The sequence below is a fragment of the Chroococcidiopsis thermalis PCC 7203 genome (assembly GCF_000317125.1).
Classification (GTDB): Bacteria; Cyanobacteriota; Cyanobacteriia; order Cyanobacteriales; family Chroococcidiopsidaceae; genus Chroococcidiopsis; species Chroococcidiopsis thermalis.
Genome location: NC_019695.1, coordinates 3,833,621 through 3,850,036, shown reverse-complemented (window position 1 = coordinate 3,850,036; position 16,416 = coordinate 3,833,621). Strand labels below are relative to the sequence as shown.

Annotated in this window: 14 protein-coding genes; 9 read left to right on the top strand and 5 right to left on the bottom strand. The window is 43.6% G+C overall.

The window, feature by feature from the left end:
• Positions 1-55: 55 nt before the first annotated feature.
• The gene (locus tag CHRO_RS16930) at positions 56-487 is read right to left on the bottom strand and encodes a response regulator (protein ID WP_015155457.1); all 432 of its coding nucleotides are present in this window, start codon (positions 485-487) and stop codon (positions 56-58) included.
• A gap of 166 nt (positions 488-653) precedes the next feature.
• Positions 654-2,426: a PAS domain-containing sensor histidine kinase gene (locus CHRO_RS16925; RefSeq protein WP_015155456.1), complete on the bottom strand. Its 1,773-nt coding sequence runs from the start codon at positions 2,424-2,426 to the stop codon at positions 654-656.
• Between the two features lie 669 nt (positions 2,427-3,095).
• Here CHRO_RS16925 and CHRO_RS34420 point away from each other — a divergent pair.
• Both CHRO_RS34420 and CHRO_RS16915 read left to right on the top strand, forming a co-directional pair.
• On the top strand, positions 3,096-3,842 hold the full coding sequence (locus CHRO_RS34420; protein ID WP_039717060.1) for a response regulator: 747 nt from the start codon (positions 3,096-3,098) through the stop codon (positions 3,840-3,842).
• Between the two features lie 214 nt (positions 3,843-4,056).
• Positions 4,057-4,488 carry a hypothetical protein gene (locus tag CHRO_RS16915; RefSeq protein ID WP_041463227.1) on the top strand — a complete coding sequence of 144 codons (432 nt, stop codon included), beginning with the start codon at positions 4,057-4,059 and terminating at the stop codon, positions 4,486-4,488.
• Between the two features lie 43 nt (positions 4,489-4,531).
• On the opposite strand, the gene CHRO_RS16910 is transcribed toward CHRO_RS16915, so the two are convergent.
• Together CHRO_RS16910 and CHRO_RS16905 are read right to left on the bottom strand one after the other, a co-directional pair.
• The gene (locus CHRO_RS16910; RefSeq protein ID WP_015155452.1) at positions 4,532-4,954 is read right to left on the bottom strand and encodes a ketosteroid isomerase family protein; all 423 of its coding nucleotides are present in this window, start codon (positions 4,952-4,954) and stop codon (positions 4,532-4,534) included.
• A gap of 162 nt (positions 4,955-5,116) precedes the next feature.
• Positions 5,117-5,638 (bottom strand): orange carotenoid protein N-terminal domain-containing protein, encoded by a 522-nt coding sequence (locus CHRO_RS16905; protein WP_015155451.1) that lies wholly within the window; start codon positions 5,636-5,638, stop codon positions 5,117-5,119.
• Between the two features lie 187 nt (positions 5,639-5,825).
• Between CHRO_RS16905 and queG the strand changes: the two genes are divergently transcribed.
• Positions 5,826-6,785, top strand: coding sequence for a tRNA epoxyqueuosine(34) reductase QueG (gene queG / locus CHRO_RS16900; RefSeq protein ID WP_041463225.1), 960 nt, complete (start codon positions 5,826-5,828; stop codon positions 6,783-6,785).
• A complete protein-coding gene (locus tag CHRO_RS16895; protein ID WP_015155449.1) occupies positions 6,785-7,429 on the top strand; it encodes an HAD hydrolase-like protein in 645 nt (214 codons plus the stop codon). The genes queG and CHRO_RS16895 overlap by 1 nt, the downstream gene beginning before the upstream one ends.
• A 202-nt stretch (positions 7,430-7,631) precedes the next feature.
• Here the strand turns inward: CHRO_RS16895 and CHRO_RS16890 are convergent, their stop codons facing one another.
• A complete protein-coding gene (locus CHRO_RS16890) occupies positions 7,632-9,260 on the bottom strand; it encodes a GAF domain-containing protein (protein ID WP_015155448.1) in 1,629 nt (542 codons plus the stop codon).
• Between the two features lie 134 nt (positions 9,261-9,394).
• On the opposite strand from CHRO_RS16890, the gene CHRO_RS31225 reads away from it, so the two are divergent.
• From CHRO_RS31225 to CHRO_RS16860, 5 genes are all read left to right on the top strand, one after another.
• Positions 9,395-11,374 carry a PstS family phosphate ABC transporter substrate-binding protein gene (locus CHRO_RS31225; protein WP_015155447.1) on the top strand — a complete coding sequence of 660 codons (1,980 nt, stop codon included), beginning with the start codon at positions 9,395-9,397 and terminating at the stop codon, positions 11,372-11,374.
• Positions 11,375-11,949: 575 nt separating this feature from the next.
• A complete protein-coding gene (locus tag CHRO_RS29735; protein WP_015155446.1) occupies positions 11,950-13,386 on the top strand; it encodes a tetratricopeptide repeat protein in 1,437 nt (478 codons plus the stop codon).
• A 355-nt stretch (positions 13,387-13,741) separates the two neighbouring features.
• Entirely contained in the window at positions 13,742-15,313 is a 1,572-nt protein-coding gene (locus tag CHRO_RS16870) for a HEAT repeat domain-containing protein (protein ID WP_015155445.1), read from the top strand.
• Positions 15,314-15,428: 115 nt separating this feature from the next.
• The gene (locus CHRO_RS16865) at positions 15,429-15,998 is read left to right on the top strand and encodes a hypothetical protein (protein WP_015155444.1); all 570 of its coding nucleotides are present in this window, start codon (positions 15,429-15,431) and stop codon (positions 15,996-15,998) included.
• On the top strand, positions 15,998-16,378 hold the full coding sequence (locus CHRO_RS16860; protein WP_015155443.1) for a C6orf136 family protein: 381 nt from the start codon (positions 15,998-16,000) through the stop codon (positions 16,376-16,378). The genes CHRO_RS16865 and CHRO_RS16860 overlap by 1 nt, the downstream gene beginning before the upstream one ends.
• The last annotated feature ends 38 nt before the right edge of the window (positions 16,379-16,416 follow it).

Sequence of the window (16,416 nt, the reverse complement as noted above, 5' to 3'; positions counted from 1 at the left end):
GAGCCGGGAGTGGTAGTTTTCACGCACCACGCACCACGCACCACGCACCACTCATTTAAGGCATTTCACTTAAGGTCCAATAATTATTCAGCGTTGCCATGACTTGGACAAAGTTATCAAACGTGACTGGTTTGAGAATATATCCAGCAACATTCAGGTTGTAAGCCTCAACTTTATCTCTGTCTTCGTTAGATGTCGTCAACATAACGACAGGGATCTGCTTGAGATTGTCATCACCTCGCAATTCTCGTAAAAATTCAATTCCATTCATTCTGGGCATGTTTAAATCTAATAAAATCAATCGCCGCTCTTGCGGGATTGGCGATGGTTCGCCTTCACTTCCTCGCAAGATTGACAATGCTTCTATCCCATCACTAGCTGTGTAGAGTGAATTGGTAATGTTATTTTTCTTAAACGCTCTTTTTACGTTCATGACATCCACTTCGTCATCCTCGACAAGTAGAATATGAATCATTTTGTCTTTCATTATGAAGTTTTATATATTCCATCTTGACTAAAATTGGAGCATATACACCTCAATCGTTTGTAGTATTTTTGAGGGAGCAGGGAGTATTGAGTAGTTAGTGGCTGGTGGCTAGTGGCTGGACTTTTCTCTAGTCACTAGCCACCAGCCACTAGTCACTGATAACTGCTCACTTCTTCCAAGTAAAATAAAAAGCTGCTCCTTGTCCTGGCTGTGATTTTAGCCGAATAGTACCTCCTTGTTGTTCGACAATTTTTTTGACGATCGCTAAGCCGATTCCCGTGCTTTCGATTGTGTCACGGGGCGACAGGGTCTGGAAAATACCAAATACCTTGTCGTGGTACTCGGGCGCAATTCCGTCCCCATCATCGGCTACGACAAATTCATAATTTGAGGCATACTCTTGCACGGAAATACTGACTCTGCCATCCTGCCTGGGGTGGTATTTAATGGCGTTGCTAATTAAATTAGTAAAGACTTGTTGTAAAGGTAATTTTTCAGTCACGATTGTCGGCATGGGTGCAATCTCAATTGAGAACGTTTCAGGTGGAGAGAGGGAGTCAACGACCTCTGCTAACAAATCTCCTACAGAAACTTCAAATTTTGGCGTGTCCATTCGTCCGACGCGGGAATATTGCAGTAATCCGTTAATTAAGGCTTCCATGCGATGGACGCGCCCCCGTAGTAAGTTCATTTGGTGGCGCGTGTCTGCTGTCAGTTTGTCTGATAGATCTTCTTCAATCCATCCTGATAAATTGGCGATCGCTCTCAATGGTGCTTTGAGATCGTGAGAAGCAACATAAGCAAACTGATCTAATTCTTGATTGCGCTTTTCTAACGTCGCGTTAGTTTGCGCTAGTACGGTTGTGAGATAAGTTAATTCCTCTGCCCGCGTTTTGAGTGCGTCTTCCGAAACTTTGCGATCGCTAATATCCAAACAGCAGCCAATATATCCGGCAAAACTTCCGTCGGGGGTAAACCGAGGACTGCCTTTTTCAAAGATCCAACGGTACTTACCATCCGCCCGTCGCAGGCGAAATTCTTGCGCGAACTCTTGCCGACTGTGAAAAGCTGATAAATAAGTTTTCACGCAACGAGAGACATCTTGCGGGTGTACTGCTTCCGTCCAACCTTCTCCCAATTCCTGTTTTAAGCTGCGTCCGGTAAAATTTAACCAAGACTGATTGGCAAACTCCCACAAACTATCAGTCCCAGCCATCCAGATCATCACGGGTGCGCCGTCTGCCATCGTGCGAAATCGAGCTTCGCTTTCCCGTAATTCTGCTTCTGTTTGCTTGGCTGCGGTGATATCCAACATCAATCCCCGCAGTTTAGATTTTTCCTCGCGATCGCGGGCAAAGTGCAGGCGATCGCGCAACCACACCACACGTCCATCTGCGGCTATGCATCGGTATTCCAAACTACAATCGCGCTCTCGCTTTTCCTGGTGGTAAAAATGTACTACATTTGCCCGATCTTCAGGGTGAACGAGATTCTGCCAAAAGTTCGGCTGCTCTAACCACTGCTCCACAGGATAGCCTAAAATTTCTGCTGCACTTTGACTGACGAAGGTAAATCGCGCCGTTGCTGCATCGTATTCCCAAACGATTGTGTCTTCCAGCCCGTTGACTAAATCTTGAAATCTCTGTTGTACGGCTTCTAGTTGTGCTGTTTTTATTGGTGTCTTTGCCGATTCCGGTTCGGTCGAGTTTACTTCGGTTCGATCGATACAAGTGACTTGCCGATCCGGTACGTCACTCGCTTCTGGGATAACTTGTTCTTGCCACCAATAATAGTTTCCATCTGCTGCCAAAACTCTGTAGGAGACAGTGTAAGCCTGCTGGCAAGCGATCGCTTGCTGCCGTTGCTGGTAATAGCGATCGCGATCTTCAGGATGGATGGTCTGCCAAAGTTCCCCAGGAACTGTTTCTATTTGGCTCATTTAGTTTTTGACTGTATTAGCAACTTTATTTTTATGCTAGAGAAAATTTTATGACACTGCTCGATTCATAAAATTTATCCTACCAGTATCTCAGCTAAAATATTAACTTACTAGAGTGGTATGGAAGGGTAAAATCTAAATATTAGAATTTTCAAAAAGTCTTTACATATAGCCTTTTCGGCAGTTTTTAATAAAAATTGTTGTCCTTTATGCCAAAAAATTTACAACCATTATCGAATTAAGTTTTATGATAAATTTAAGCTAAAATACCTTAAATTTAAAAAAATTTAAAATAAGAGAAGAGTCAAAAGTTCTCTCTTGAGGGGGATGAAAAAACCCGGGCAAAAGTATTAAAGCCATAAGTAGAGGTTTTTGCAGGATAGCAAAAGATTGTCTAGGCAATGATGGAGCATGAAAGCTGATGAGGATGGCAATGTAAATAAAAGTACTAAGATTGAATTGTTGAACAAAGCTAGAGTTAAAAACTTACTTCATATAGCACTCCTACAAGAGTTTATGGAATGGCTAGAGCAGTGAGTAAGGGCTGCGTCTACCTCGCTTTGAATCCCACTTGACTTTCAGTTGTAGGACATGCAGCCAAAGCATCATCTGTCATTTAGTACCAGACCAATGACAAATGACCAATGACAAATGAACAATGTAAAAAACATGAGTAAAATTCGCGTTGCTTTAATTGAAGACCACGACCTCACTCGCGTCGGGATCAGAACAGCACTACAACAGCGGCAAGAACTTGAAGTGGTAGGCGAAGCTGCCAACGCTAGCGAGGGTTTGCAGTTATTGCAGACAGTCCATCCCGATATTGCGATCGTGGATATCGGTTTACCTGATAAAGATGGCATTGAACTAACTAGGGAGATTAAGGCAGCCGCAAGCGAGGGAGAAGGATTCACTACCAAAGTTTTGATCTTGACTTTGCGAGACAATCGAGAAGCAGTGTTAGCTGCTTTTGCGGCGGGGGCTGATTCTTATTGCATGAAGGATATTAGTTTCGATAACTTACTAGAAGCATTGCGCGTCACCCACAGCGGTAATGCTTGGATCGATCCCGCGATCGCCCGCATTGTTTTACAGCAAGTCAAACCCGCACCTGCCGAAGTTCCTGCTGCTGTAGTCGCCGAAGTTAGTAAAGAAGACAAAGACAACAAAACTGTTGCTATCCACGCAGCTGATGAAGACTACGACCAAATGTTAGCTGCTTACCCCCTCACCGAAAGAGAATTAGAGGTATTGCAACTAATTGTAGAAGGTTGTAGTAATGCCGTAATTGCGGAAAAACTATACATCACCGTCGGTACGGTAAAAACTCACGTCCGTAACATTCTGAATAAGCTCTGTGCCGATGACCGCACTCAAGCCGCAGTCCGCGCTCTCAGATCTGGATTGGTTGGTTAGGTTTTTGTAGAGACGCGATACATCGCGTCTCTACAGATAGATATTTGCAAAAGTTAAACTTATAGCGAGTATTACTATAAATTTTGTTAAGTTAGGTTTATCAATCGGTAGTGAATGTCTAATAGTAGGGTAAAGGGTTGCATGGCAAGGTCAAACGAGGCAAGCTATGCGATCGCTTGAAATTGGGCGTAAGATTCAGAACCCAGATATACCCATGACACAGTTATTTGCTTTGTCTCCGCGCTACCGTCTTGATGATGAACTACCCTGGTTGGAAGCAATCGATCCTAGCCATCACTACTGGATTGCTGTTAATGGCGATCGCAGCGCGATCGTAGCAATTCCAGGGCTAACAGTCTCCTCTTTTGACGAGTTCAAGCAAGCAATTCGTCAATTTAGAGCCTTGCAAGCAGGGGAACAAATGACTGTAGCGCGGGCAGCCAGTACTTCTACTATTTACTGCATCAGCTCTAACTGTTATGCCATCTCCGCAAAGGTGAATGGTGCTACTGTATGGCACTTATTCGATTATGAAACTTTAGAAAGTCTGCTAATGACTGCATATCCAGACTGGCAATGCAGTCCTAAAGATATCGAAATGGGTCGCCAACTCCTAGCAAAATCTTTTCAGCAAGTGTTGGCTTAAAGTACCTAAGTGTTGGCTTAAAGTACCTAAGATATACAACTTTCTACCGCTTCAAACTCAACAACTCCTGCGGTGAGGCTAAGAGTTTGATTTTGGTGGCAGCAATTTCTTGCTGAGAATTGAGTAAAAAGAACCAAGAAACGTTCACGCCAAACAGAGGGGTTTGCACTTTCCCCACGACTTGCACCTCTAAATCGCCTTCCACAACCTGGGAAATTCCTCGCTCTGGCTCCAACTTCATCCCCTGGGCTTCCCGTTGCAAGAAGGAAGCGATCGCCTCTCGTCCCACAATTCCTTCTTCAAAAGGAGGATACATCACTCCATCTGTAGCGAATAAATTTGCACAGGCTTGATAATTTTCTGTGTTTAATGTGTCAAAGTAACGAATAATGGTAGATTCTGTAATTCCTGCTATTTGTTGTACCGTATCCTGCGGCGATCGCGTTGATGCTTCCATGCGATTCATTCATCCCTCTTGACAAAAACAGCCTGCTCTTAACGCTCACGATCGCATATAAGAGCAGGTCAAAACCTGCCCCTATAGAAGGATTCTAGGAATTGTCATTCGTTATCAGTTATTTGTGGGTACTATCCGAATGACAAACGACCAATGACAAATAACGAACAACTAATCTGCTAAAGGATCGACACCCATATCAGCGACAAGTTTCCGCAAAACGGTAATTTGTTGACCGAAATCGAGCTGTTTAATCGTTGCCAGTGTTTCATTCACATCGCGAGAAGGCTGGTATCCTGTAGGCATAGGAACGACAAAACCTTGAACCATTAGCTCTGATAACTCATACCAAAAAGCTAATTTAGTGTTATTGCTTAAAATACCGTAGCTGCGGCTAATTGGAGTGTTTTTTCGCTCTACCAAGTCGCGCATTGCCTCTAACTGCTGAGCGTGAGACATTTGTTTCAAAGAATTGAGCAAACCTTCTGCAAGTTGCAATCGAGCTGCCCCAGGAGCCGCAGGCGTGATAGAACGACCCATTTCCGTGTAAGCGTACCATAGCAGCGCTAATTGGTCGTCGGTGCTGAGGCGCTTCACCAAAGAAATGGTAGCAGGCACGGCATCAGCTAGCTGAAAATCAGAGTTAAGGCGATTGGAAGCAAAAGAAAAAGCTGATTCGGTTGTATACGTCATGTCTGCACTAGAGATTCTTGACAAAGTGGTGAAAAAATGCTCAAATCTCTCCTCCTATTTCATATACTGCAACACTTATTTACGAAAAGCAAATAAAATTAACAAATCAATGAAACAGTTATCAGTTATCAGTAGGGAGCTGAGGGAGCTGAGGGAGCAAGAACTGTCAACCAACAACCATCAACCAATGACTAACTTAACCAGCGACCAAATCAAACAAAAAGCCTTAGAATTGGGGTTTCACAAAGTCGGCATTGCCGCAGTGGAAGCAGTAGGAACTGCGGAGCGGCAGAGGTTGCAAGCTTGGCTGCAACTGGGATACCAAGCAGATATGGCATGGATGGCAAACCCCAAGCGCGAGGATATTCGTTTAGTCATGCCAGAAGTGCGATCGCTAATTTGCGTGGCGCTCAACTATTACACTCCTCACCAGCATTCTACAGATCCAACAAATGCAAAAATTTCTCGTTATGGCTGGGGTAGAGATTATCACAAAGTATTGCATAAAAAGCTCAAAGCCTTGAGTCAGTGGTTGCGATCGCAAGCAGCAGATATCCAAACGCGGTTCTATGCTGATACGGGTCCAATTCAAGATAAAGCGTGGGCGCAACAGGCAGGTATCGGTTGGATTGCTAAAAATGGTAATGTGATTACACGAGAATATGGTTCTTGGGTATTTTTGGGTGAAGTGTTGACTGACCTAGTTTTGACCCCAGATCGACCCCATACGCAACATTGCGGTAATTGTACTCGCTGCATAGAGGCATGTCCCACACAAGCAATTACGCAGCCTTTTGTTGTCGATGCCAATCGCTGCATTGCTTATCATACAATCGAAAATCGTGCCGAAAAGCTACCTGAAGCGATCGCTTCCCGTCTTGACGGTTGGGTAGCTGGTTGCGATATTTGTCAAGATGTTTGTCCTTGGAACCAGCGTTTTGCTCGCACGACAGATATCAATGAATTTCATCCTTATGCACACAATCTCGCACCAAAACTCACAGAACTAGCAACAATAGAAGACGGCGAGTGGGATCGGCGCTTTACAGGTTCAGCCTTGCGGCGGGTCAAACCCGAAATGCTGAGAAGGAACGCCCGTGCTAATCTTGAATCGTCGGCTACGATTGTTTATTCCGATTCACTGTAATGACCATTAAGGTGATCTTTTTTGATTTTGACGGTACTATTGCCGATACACTTCACTCCATTGTCGGTATTACTAATCGCTTAGCTGTAGAATTCGGACATAAACCCATTAGCACTGCAGAAATTGCTCAGATTAAAAACCTGAGTTCGCGTCAAATTATCAAACAATCAGGAATTTCAATTCTCAAATTTCCCTTGTTAGTTGCTAAAGTCAAATCAGAGCTGAATGCAGAAATTTCTAAAATTCAACCTTTTCCCGAGATTAAAGAAACTTTACTCGAATTGAGAAAACGAGTCGATAAAGTCGGCATCCTGAGTTCTAACTCTAAAGATAATATTTTTGCTTTTTTGGAACTCAATGATATGGATTATTTATTTGATTTTATTTATACAGAAGCCGCTCTCTTCAGTAAAAGTAGAGTCATCAAAAAGATTTTGAAGCAAGAGAAGATTGCACCGTCAGAGAGCGTCTATATCGGAGATGAAACCAGAGACATAGAAGCAGCAAAAAGAAGTAAAGTCACTGCGATCGCCGTTAGTTGGGGTTTCAACTCCGCCGCAGCCCTGGAACAATATCAGCCCGATTTTCTCATTCACCAACCAGCAGAACTCATCGCGGCGATCGATAAATTAAAGACTAGTTGATAGTTGTTGGTAATGGGTAATGGGTAATGGGTAATTGTTGGTTGTTGGTTGTTGGTTGACCGCTCCCTTGCCCCCTTCTCCCCCTTATCCCCACTCCCTTCGGTGGCGGGGAAGAGCGAGTTCCCCCTTGTCCCCCTTGTCCCCCTTGTCCCCCTTGTCCCCTTCTTCCCTGCTCGTGCGCTCCCTGCTCCCTAATAACTGCCTACTCCTCGTCTGTCTCCATTTCTTCCATCAAGCTGACTCGATCGATCGCAAATCCTATTTGCGTCGCTAACTGAACAAATAAGTCAATTTCTTCCTGTTGCCAATTTCTCGGTTCGGAACAGTGATGGGCAATTAATAATCCCAGTAACTCATTGTTTTTCAAGATTGGTGCTACCAAATTAGCTTTAACTGCAAACTGCTCTAATAATCGGCGATAGCAGTCTTCAACTCGTCCCGCTTGGTAAATATCATCAATGACTGTGACATGACCTTGCTTGTAGATTTCGGCATACTTTTCTCTCATGCAAGGATCGTCAATTCTCACTCTTAAAGTTTGGGGCCAGCCTGGGGCAACAGACTCTGCCACGACAATGCCATCCCAATTACTAGAATCTAGACCGTAAACGACTACGCGATCGGTTTTGATCGCACGCCTGACTTCTTTCACAGCAGTTTTCAGTAACTCTTCTAAAAATTGAGCTTGCTGAATTCGCAAAGTAATTTCTGTGAGTAAATCGGCACGTTCGGCATCGGCTTCCTGCTTTTCTAAAAATGTAACTTGTTCGGATGCTACTCCTACCTGTTTTGCCAAATGGGAGAATAACTCAACTTCATGAGGTAGCCAAACTCTAGGTTCAGAACATTGATTAACAATCAATAAACCAAATAGTTGACCGTTTTTGGTAATTGGCGCTACCATCTGCGCTTTGATCGCAAACTGTTCTAACAATTTAATATGACAATCAGTCAGTTCTCCCCCATAAATATCGTGAGTTACGCAAATTCGACCATTGATATACTTTTCTACGCCCTCGTTCGATTCAGAAAAATATGTGTCGGTAATTTTAATCTTTAAGCAGGAAGGTAAGCCAGGTAAAACAGATTCAGCGACAACATTACCACTCCAGTCAGGATTAAATTGATACACGAAAACTCGATCGGCACTGAGAGCGCGACGTAGTTCCTTCGTAGCGGTTTTTAATAACTCGTTGAGATATTGTGCTTGTCGAAATTTGAGCGAAATTTCCGTCGCTATTTTAGCTGACTCAATCGTGGCAATTTGTTGATGGCTAACATCCACCTTTTCCAGTGCTGCACTATTGAGAATTGCTAGCGGAGAGTAAGATTCATCCGGTTCTAATTTTGGCTTTTCACCTGCATCGACAGCAGATTTTGCTGGACGCATAGCTCGATTAGCAAAAAAAGCAGTCAACAAACCAATTAGTAGCAGCGATGCGACAACAGTTTCAATTAAAAGAGTCACTGGTAGCTGAGTGGGAGAATCAGCCAGGTCTGGATTGTCCACGCGGGCTTCAGCTTGGGCATTAAACTGCGGGACTAGGCGATCGTCGGCTTGCGCAAGGGTTTTGTCAGTCAAAACTGGCAAAATTCCAACAGCAATAATTAACGCTACGAGCTTGGTTCTAAAACTGCTTTTTTGCCACCAAAGGCGATGCTTGGAAAGCTTAGTCCCTGGGTCTGGATTATTCCGGCAAGATGGCGGATAATTATCTCTAGAGTCGTGAATTTTTATACTGCTAAAATTATTAATTTGGATACATTGAGAGGTAGGGGTACGTCTACGGGTGGAATACTGCTCGGCAAAATGGAAAGGGATTTGACTCATTGTGCGCTCGCTTGGCTAATACTCTGAAAACTACTGCCGAAAAACTTTCACATTTAGCATATTGAGGTCATTTTTAAATTTTTGCAATACTTTTCAACATAGGTAGCCGCATTTAGCTTTTTAAATTTAGACATATGTACTTACTTCTCGGTCAACTTGTTTATACCAGCTTTGCAGGCAAAGGATTCAAAACTGTTTGCAGTCCGCAGGTTTCGCCAGAAATTCAGCAAGCTTTCTTGCAACATGTAGTTTCCCAACATTGGGATTCTTACAATCCTCCAGAACCCAAATATCGTGCGGCTTACATATATCAAATCGACTCAGAGCAAACTTTGTTTGGCTGGTTATACAACGATGGCGTGGACGAGCTAGGACGCGGCAACGTACCATATTTTATTTGTTATTACATTTCAGAACCACTGTTTGATTTTCAACTAGCAAATATATTTACTTGTTTGGAGCGAGGACCAGTAACAATCTTAGATCGACATCAGCCTCGCGCATATATAAAAACCAAGGTTTTATCAAATTTGTGGGACTACCAACCAGCAAAAGCAGGGGTGTCAACTCCTCTGTACCTACGACAGCAAAGCTATACAGACTTGCGCCAAGGAAATTTGTTGGAGCTATTTGTACCGATTGACGCACAGGAAAGTGCCGTCGATTTCCCAGAAAGAACTTACGAGCAGCAAATGGCGCATCTCTCTATTTATACTAGTTATGCAATTGATGGCTTAGGGCTTGAACCGGGGCATGTTATTACAGCAGATGCTGCGACTATTGCAGTCGATCCGATCGCCTCTAAGAGTCAGTCAAAACCCAAGTTACCGTTGTATCAGTTCTACAAACAGACATTAGGAAAAGATCGAGAGTCAAAAAGTTTGATTCAGAACGGTTCGACAAATTTATTATCTAAATACAAAAAAATTTCGACTGCCAGCCGCGATCGCCACTCTGTGTCAGCAAATTCTAACTCCGGTCGCTGGGCATTAGCAGGAAATAACTTCTCCCCAGTCGATTTGAAGCCGGTAGCATTAGGACAAACAGTTGATAATAACGCCGAACGCCTGACTTGGGGTTATAAAAACTCTCAACTTTGGCTCAAAGTTGGCATTTTAGCAAGTGCGGTAGCGCTCGGGTTTTCGCTATACGGTCTGATGCATTCGGGTATGTCTAATACCGATTCGCGAGTCTACGTAGCATCGCAAGTCAAGCGCGATCGAAACTACAAAGCTTTGGCAGCAGTTCCTAACGTCCCTTTAGGCACGTTTCGATATGGTGGCTCTACCACTTTTGCGCCACTGCGATCGCCCACAACTGTCGCGACGATTGCCCAAGCTCAGCCACAATTTGAACTACTCTACACCGATCCTTATCAAAATAGACATGGCTCTACCGTAGGCATCCAAATGTTGCTAACAGGTAAACTCAGCTTCGCACAATCTTCTCGCCCGATTCGATCGGCAGAATTAAGACAAGCCCAACAACTCGGTTTTACTTTAGAACAAATTCCCGTGGCGATTGATGGCATTGCTCTATATGCCAATCCTCAAGTTGCCGTTACCGGGTTAACTCTGTCCCAAGTTAAAGATATTTTCACTGGGAAGATCGTTAACTGGAAACAACTCGGTGGTTCGGATTTACCGATCGTACCCATTAGCCGCGATCCTCAAGTCAGCGGTACTGCTAATTTTCTGCAAGAAAAAGTTCTAGCAGAAGAAAACTTTGGCTCCAACGTGCGATTAGTTAACACGACAACCGATGCTATCCGTACCGTCGCCAAAACTCCAGGCGGAATCAGCTACGCTACTGCCTCAGAAGCAGTTCGCCAGCAGAGCATAGATCCTATTTCTTTAGCAACCATCTCTCCCTTGCCACTGGCTGCGAGTAACGGTGGCTTTGTTTCTCCTTTCGATCTGCAACGCAAAAATGTCGCTAATACTACAGCTTTTGCTAACGGTACTTATCCCTTAACTCGTCGCCTTTACATCATCGTCAAGCGAGATGGCAGCGTTGACGAACGCGCTGGGATTGCCTACACAAATTTATTGTTTTCTGAAGAAGGACAGCAACTCGTGGAGCAAGCTGGTTTTGCCCCCTTGCGCCTACGCTGAGATCTTACCTTTTAAATACTCGCAAAAGTGAAAAAAATCTATTTTTTTACGTCTGGAGATTTCTTTTATCGGATAATCTTTTTTTATCTAAATATATTGGCTTTTACGAATTGTCTAGCCTGCCTCTAATGCTCAATGAAGACTCTAAGTTTTTTCTTTAAAACAGTGGACTAGCTGATGACTTGCCACTATGCTCGGAAGAGAGGGTTTGTCAGCCTAATAACCGCCAACAACTGTTTTATTCAAATGCAAGACATTATGGAGATACACGGCTGCGAACTTCACGGAGTTGCACGCCTCGTTCAACTAGAACGCGCTATATGCAATCTCTTTAGAGTCTAAATGTGCGTTTTTAGGAGTAGCGTCAGAATTGCAGGTAGATTGACCGCAAATATATTTATTCTGCTGCCGCAGCAAAATCAAGTGTAATCCTTGGAGTTATTTGCTAGCGATGCAGTGAATAGTGATGTATGGTATTTAACTTTCAGGAATAATAACTTAGTGGTATGCTGCTGCTAATCAATCTCACCTAGCACTTAAGCTAATGTTACAAAAACTATAGAGCCAAACCAACTATGTCAGTGAAACTTCGCAAGCAGCATCTAACCGTGTTACCTCAAAACTTACCAAAAAACAGAACATTTAATCTTTTAAGCATTGGGCAAAGAGGCGTAGGAAAAACGGTTTTCCTCGTCGGTAGCTATACGGAGCTACAGACTGAAAATTCCAAAAAGCAGCCGCACAAATTATGGTTTGAATGCCAAGACAACCAGGTAAAGGAAAACGTAGATAAAATTCTTAAATATATAGACCAGACGGATCAGTATCCACCACCGACGATGAAAGTCGTCAACTTCAGCTTTAACCTAAAACGACAAAGCTTTTGGGGTGAAAAAACAGTATGCCATTTCCGCTGGAATGATATCCCTGGCGAAATCTGCGACGTTCACAACTCTGATTTTCGCGAACTCGTGTTTAACTCGCATGGCTGCTGCGTGTTTATTGATGCCTACGCTCTCAGGCACAGCGATGCTTACATTCAAGTATTGGAAAATATCTTTGAGCAAGTCATGGCATTGACGAGCTTAGTTTATCTCAATGGATTAAATTATCCATTAGCTATAGTGCTAACTAAGTACGATCTATTAGAATCTAATGCAACAACTCAAAAAGTCATAAAAAATAAATTAGAACCTTTGATCGCTCATCTCAATACCGTCAAAGCGCGCTACGAGATTTTTCATTCCTCTATACCTCTAGTGCGAGAAAACAACACAGTAACTCTCAAACCCAAAGGAACAGCCATCGCTTTTCTTTGGTTAGTATGGGAGCTAAACAAAATACATAGCTCCAGTGCAGAGAATCAGCTTTTGGGATTAATTCATCGCATTATTCCTGGCGATGCCAACGCTCGCTCGAAGAACCCTAACGGAGTGATGCAATCTTTATTCGATTCTAACCGCAAACCGAGTACTCAAAGCGATCGCCGCTCCTCTGTTAGAGAGAAAATGGGGTCGAAACTCTGGTGGTTCCTTGGCATTGGTATAGTTGGAATAGCCCTATTGTCCCTACTCGGTTACCAACGGTCTACTTCACAGATTCGCACGGGTGAAGCATTGTACGATGTTGAAGCTTTACAACAAGCTGGAAAACTAGATAAAGCGATCGCTTCGTTAGAACAACTAGTGCAAAACAATCCCGATAATATAGATTTGCGTTTGCGTTTAGCAGAGCAATACGAGCTAACAGGTAATGCTGCTGGTGCAGAAAAAACTTACGACCAAATTTTGGCAAGACAAAACAATAACCTTAAAGCTTTAGTACGCAAAGCCGTGCTGCGTCAAATTCAGAAAGATAGTCAAGGTGCGGCTCAGTTATTTGAGCAAGCAGAAGAAGCAGCTCCAGATGCTCTGAAACCACAAATTCGCACCTTAGCCAAAAAAACCTTAAATTCTTCTCAAGAAAATCAGAAGTTGAAAGGAGCAAAAACCACAGAACTCAAGAGCGATTGATCGGTTTTATACTCCAGATAATTGCGGCTAGCCCTCAAATCTTCTCTGTACGTATAGGGGAAAGTGTAGCATTGATAGCTGCTCAAAATTTGCAGTTCGATTGGCAACTTGCCTCTAGCCTCTTTTTGATGAGTGTTGCGTTCAGAGAAGTTCTTCCATTAAAAAAGTCTTTACTAGAAGTGAATTGGCTGTATAATAATTTACAACGCTATCAAGATCGTTTATATAATATGCAGTTGTCAGAGAAAAAACGTTACAGTCTTGAGACGCGCACTACTAGTAAAAGCTAGCTTAATAACCAACAGCCAATCGGCAATTTATAGGTTGAGTGCTAGCAGATTTACCGAAATAATGTATGAAGAAAAGCCGCAAGTTGCAATTAATAATTCTGTGGTTACCTATATCTAGTTTTTGCTTCTGTTTCAATTTCCTTTCAATCGATATAGTAAGAGCAGAAGCATGTTCCGATCGGGAAATTAATTCTTATATAACAAAACTAGGCAACACTAACGAATGGATATTTACTGTAGCAGCGCTGAAAAAGTGTGGCGATCGCGCAGTAAAAGCATTGAGTCAAGAATTACAACAAAAGGACGAAAACATTAGAATTAATGCGGTTGCCGCTTTGGGAAGTCTGGGAGCAGCGGCGCACTCCGCAATTCCGACTTTGAGCGTTACAGCTTTAGCAGATAAAAGTCCCGTAGTACGTTCTAGTGCAGCATACGCGCTTGGTAGTATGGGAGTAGCAGCAGAAAGTGCCGTCCCCGCGCTCACAGTCGCACTACAAGATGAAGATAGATCGGTGCGATCGATGGTCGTATCTGCAATTGGTAGCATGGGAGCAGCAGCAGAAAGTGCCGTTCCCGCACTGAGCCAGACGCTCCGCGATCCCGATCGCACCGTGCGATCGAACGCTATCTATGCTTGGGCTAAAATTGCAACTGGCTGGCAGCAAAAAGCCGCAACGCTTTCCCATCTCCAATTAGAACGAGACATTCGAGAATTGGAAACGGCGCTGAAAATTATTGAAACCAGTCAAGAGTTATTTCCAGAAGCAGAGGTAGCGCTCTTACGTCAGTCATCGCAAATACTCAAATCGCATCGATACCCCAATTGGAGCGAGAACGGACTGAAATTGCTTTCACAGTATCGATGGCTACCCATTGGCATAGTATATATCGCTACGCTGACATTATTTTGGTCGCTACTCCTCTGGCAGCGTCCGCTGTGGATTTTAGGTATCAACAATGCATTACAACGATACTCTAGCATTGGGTTACCTGGTTTTTCCGGCAGAATGAAATTGCCAATTAACTGGTTAGTTTTAGTTGGTTTTTTCCACTATCATCCCAGAGTGCTGAATGCTTGGTTTGCTACCCAAACGCTCGATCCTCAGACACAGCAGGCACTCGCTCAATCTAATTCTGCAAGCAAACCTACTGATGTGCCGTTGTTAGAAGCAGACAGCGTGCAAAAATATGCCAAAGCGATCGCCTGGGAATGTATCAAGCAGACATTTCAGCCAGCCGCAGTCAAACGCGAACAATTACTCAGTGAGATTGGGGCGATCGCGGGATACGATACCGCTAAAATTTACCTAGAACATTTAGAACAGAATCTCGGTTTGCTGCAAGCGATCGGTAAGGCACAAGATAAAGTGCGCTTTACTCACGATCTGTTAGCAGAATATCTAGCTAGCCAATATCTCGTAGAATTATGCTGCGACAATGAAAACAACTGGCGCAAGTTCTTGGCGCGAGTAGACACCGTTCCCGATTGCGTGGCGATGAAGAGATTTTTATTATCTGTACGAGACTGCTGCATGGCTTTACAAGCAACAGTAAAAGTTCCTAGCTTTGTGACTGAAGAACTGAGTCAACGTGCTGGCATCGCTCAAAAATCACCGTCACAGATCCAGGCTGTATGAGCTATTGGAAATCGGAAATGGACTGACAACTTTGTAGAGACGTTACATGTAACGTCTCTACACTGACAACTGATTAGCTAGACTACTCGTATAAGAACGATAGTATTAGCAATTCATGACACCCGAAGAAATTGCCAACACCCTAACAGATTTATTTCATTCTGCACCCGTACAAGCGATCGCTCCTGGTTCCTGGCAAATCGAAACACCGGAATTTCGCTTGTTAGTACTGCTATCAGACGATCGCTCTTGGCTGCGAGTATTGTTACCAATTTTATCGGCGCAGGCAGCTCAACCGTTTTTGGAACAGTTACTCGAAGCTAACTTTGACGAAACTCAGGAAGTGCGCTACGCCTTACATCAAGGAGTCGTGTGGGGAGTCTTTCAGCACAGTCGTGAAAGTTTGAGTACGACAGATTTTACCGAGGCGATCGCGCGCTTAATTTCCTTAAATCAAGCGGGGTTAACAAATGCATTTAGCCAATTGGTAGAAACGAAACTACGGCAAATCGTCACAGCGCAAAAGCAGCAAGGACAATCTCTAGAAGCTACTCTGCAAAATCTGAGCAGAATGTACGACGAGGGATTGCTAGGCGACTTACAACAAGGAGCGGAGTCGCGGGAGCAAGTCATGGCAGCATGGAAATATCAGCTAGAAAGGTTGTGGTTGGAAGTAGAACCATAATGGATATTATTCAAATCCTCCGGCAAGATTACCAAAGATTCCCAGACAACCAGACATATAGCATCTATGCTTCAGATGTCTTTTTTCAAGATCCCCTCAACCGTTTTCGTGGTGTCGAGCGATACAAACAGATGATTAATTTCATCAACACCTGGTTTATTGCAGTCAAGATGGATTTACATGATATTCGCCAAGAAGGGGATACCATCAAGACAGAGTGGACGCTGAGTTGGAATACTCCCCTCCCCTGGAAACCCCGCATTGCTATTCCTGGCTGGAGTGAGTTACACCTCAATCCCCAAGGATTAATTGATTCCCATATCGATTACTGGAACTGTTCGCGATTAGATGTGGTAAAACAGCATTTTGGTAATAGGTAATGGGTAATGGGTAATGGGTAACTGATTAACGGAGTAAA

Bases quoted from the DNA above. Each gene is read 5' to 3' on its own strand.
- CHRO_RS16930 (WP_015155457.1), bottom strand. From the start codon at position 487: ATGAAAGACAAAATGATTCATATTCTACTTGTCGAGGATGACGAAGTG.
- CHRO_RS16925 (WP_015155456.1), bottom strand. From the start codon at position 2,426: ATGAGCCAAATAGAAACAGTTCCTGGGGAACTTTGGCAGACCATCCAT.
- CHRO_RS34420 (WP_039717060.1), top strand. From the start codon at position 3,096: ATGAGTAAAATTCGCGTTGCTTTAATTGAAGACCACGACCTCACTCGC.
- CHRO_RS16915 (WP_041463227.1), top strand. From the start codon at position 4,057: ATGACACAGTTATTTGCTTTGTCTCCGCGCTACCGTCTTGATGATGAA.
- CHRO_RS16910 (WP_015155452.1), bottom strand. From the start codon at position 4,954: ATGAATCGCATGGAAGCATCAACGCGATCGCCGCAGGATACGGTACAA.
- CHRO_RS16905 (WP_015155451.1), bottom strand. From the start codon at position 5,638: ATGACGTATACAACCGAATCAGCTTTTTCTTTTGCTTCCAATCGCCTT.
- queG (WP_041463225.1), top strand. From the start codon at position 5,826: ATGACTAACTTAACCAGCGACCAAATCAAACAAAAAGCCTTAGAATTG.
- CHRO_RS16895 (WP_015155449.1), top strand. From the start codon at position 6,785: ATGACCATTAAGGTGATCTTTTTTGATTTTGACGGTACTATTGCCGAT.
- CHRO_RS16890 (WP_015155448.1), bottom strand. From the start codon at position 9,260: ATGAGTCAAATCCCTTTCCATTTTGCCGAGCAGTATTCCACCCGTAGA.
- CHRO_RS31225 (WP_015155447.1), top strand. From the start codon at position 9,395: ATGTACTTACTTCTCGGTCAACTTGTTTATACCAGCTTTGCAGGCAAA.
- CHRO_RS29735 (WP_015155446.1), top strand. From the start codon at position 11,950: ATGTCAGTGAAACTTCGCAAGCAGCATCTAACCGTGTTACCTCAAAAC.
- CHRO_RS16870 (WP_015155445.1), top strand. From the start codon at position 13,742: ATGAAGAAAAGCCGCAAGTTGCAATTAATAATTCTGTGGTTACCTATA.
- CHRO_RS16865 (WP_015155444.1), top strand. From the start codon at position 15,429: ATGACACCCGAAGAAATTGCCAACACCCTAACAGATTTATTTCATTCT.
- CHRO_RS16860 (WP_015155443.1), top strand. From the start codon at position 15,998: ATGGATATTATTCAAATCCTCCGGCAAGATTACCAAAGATTCCCAGAC.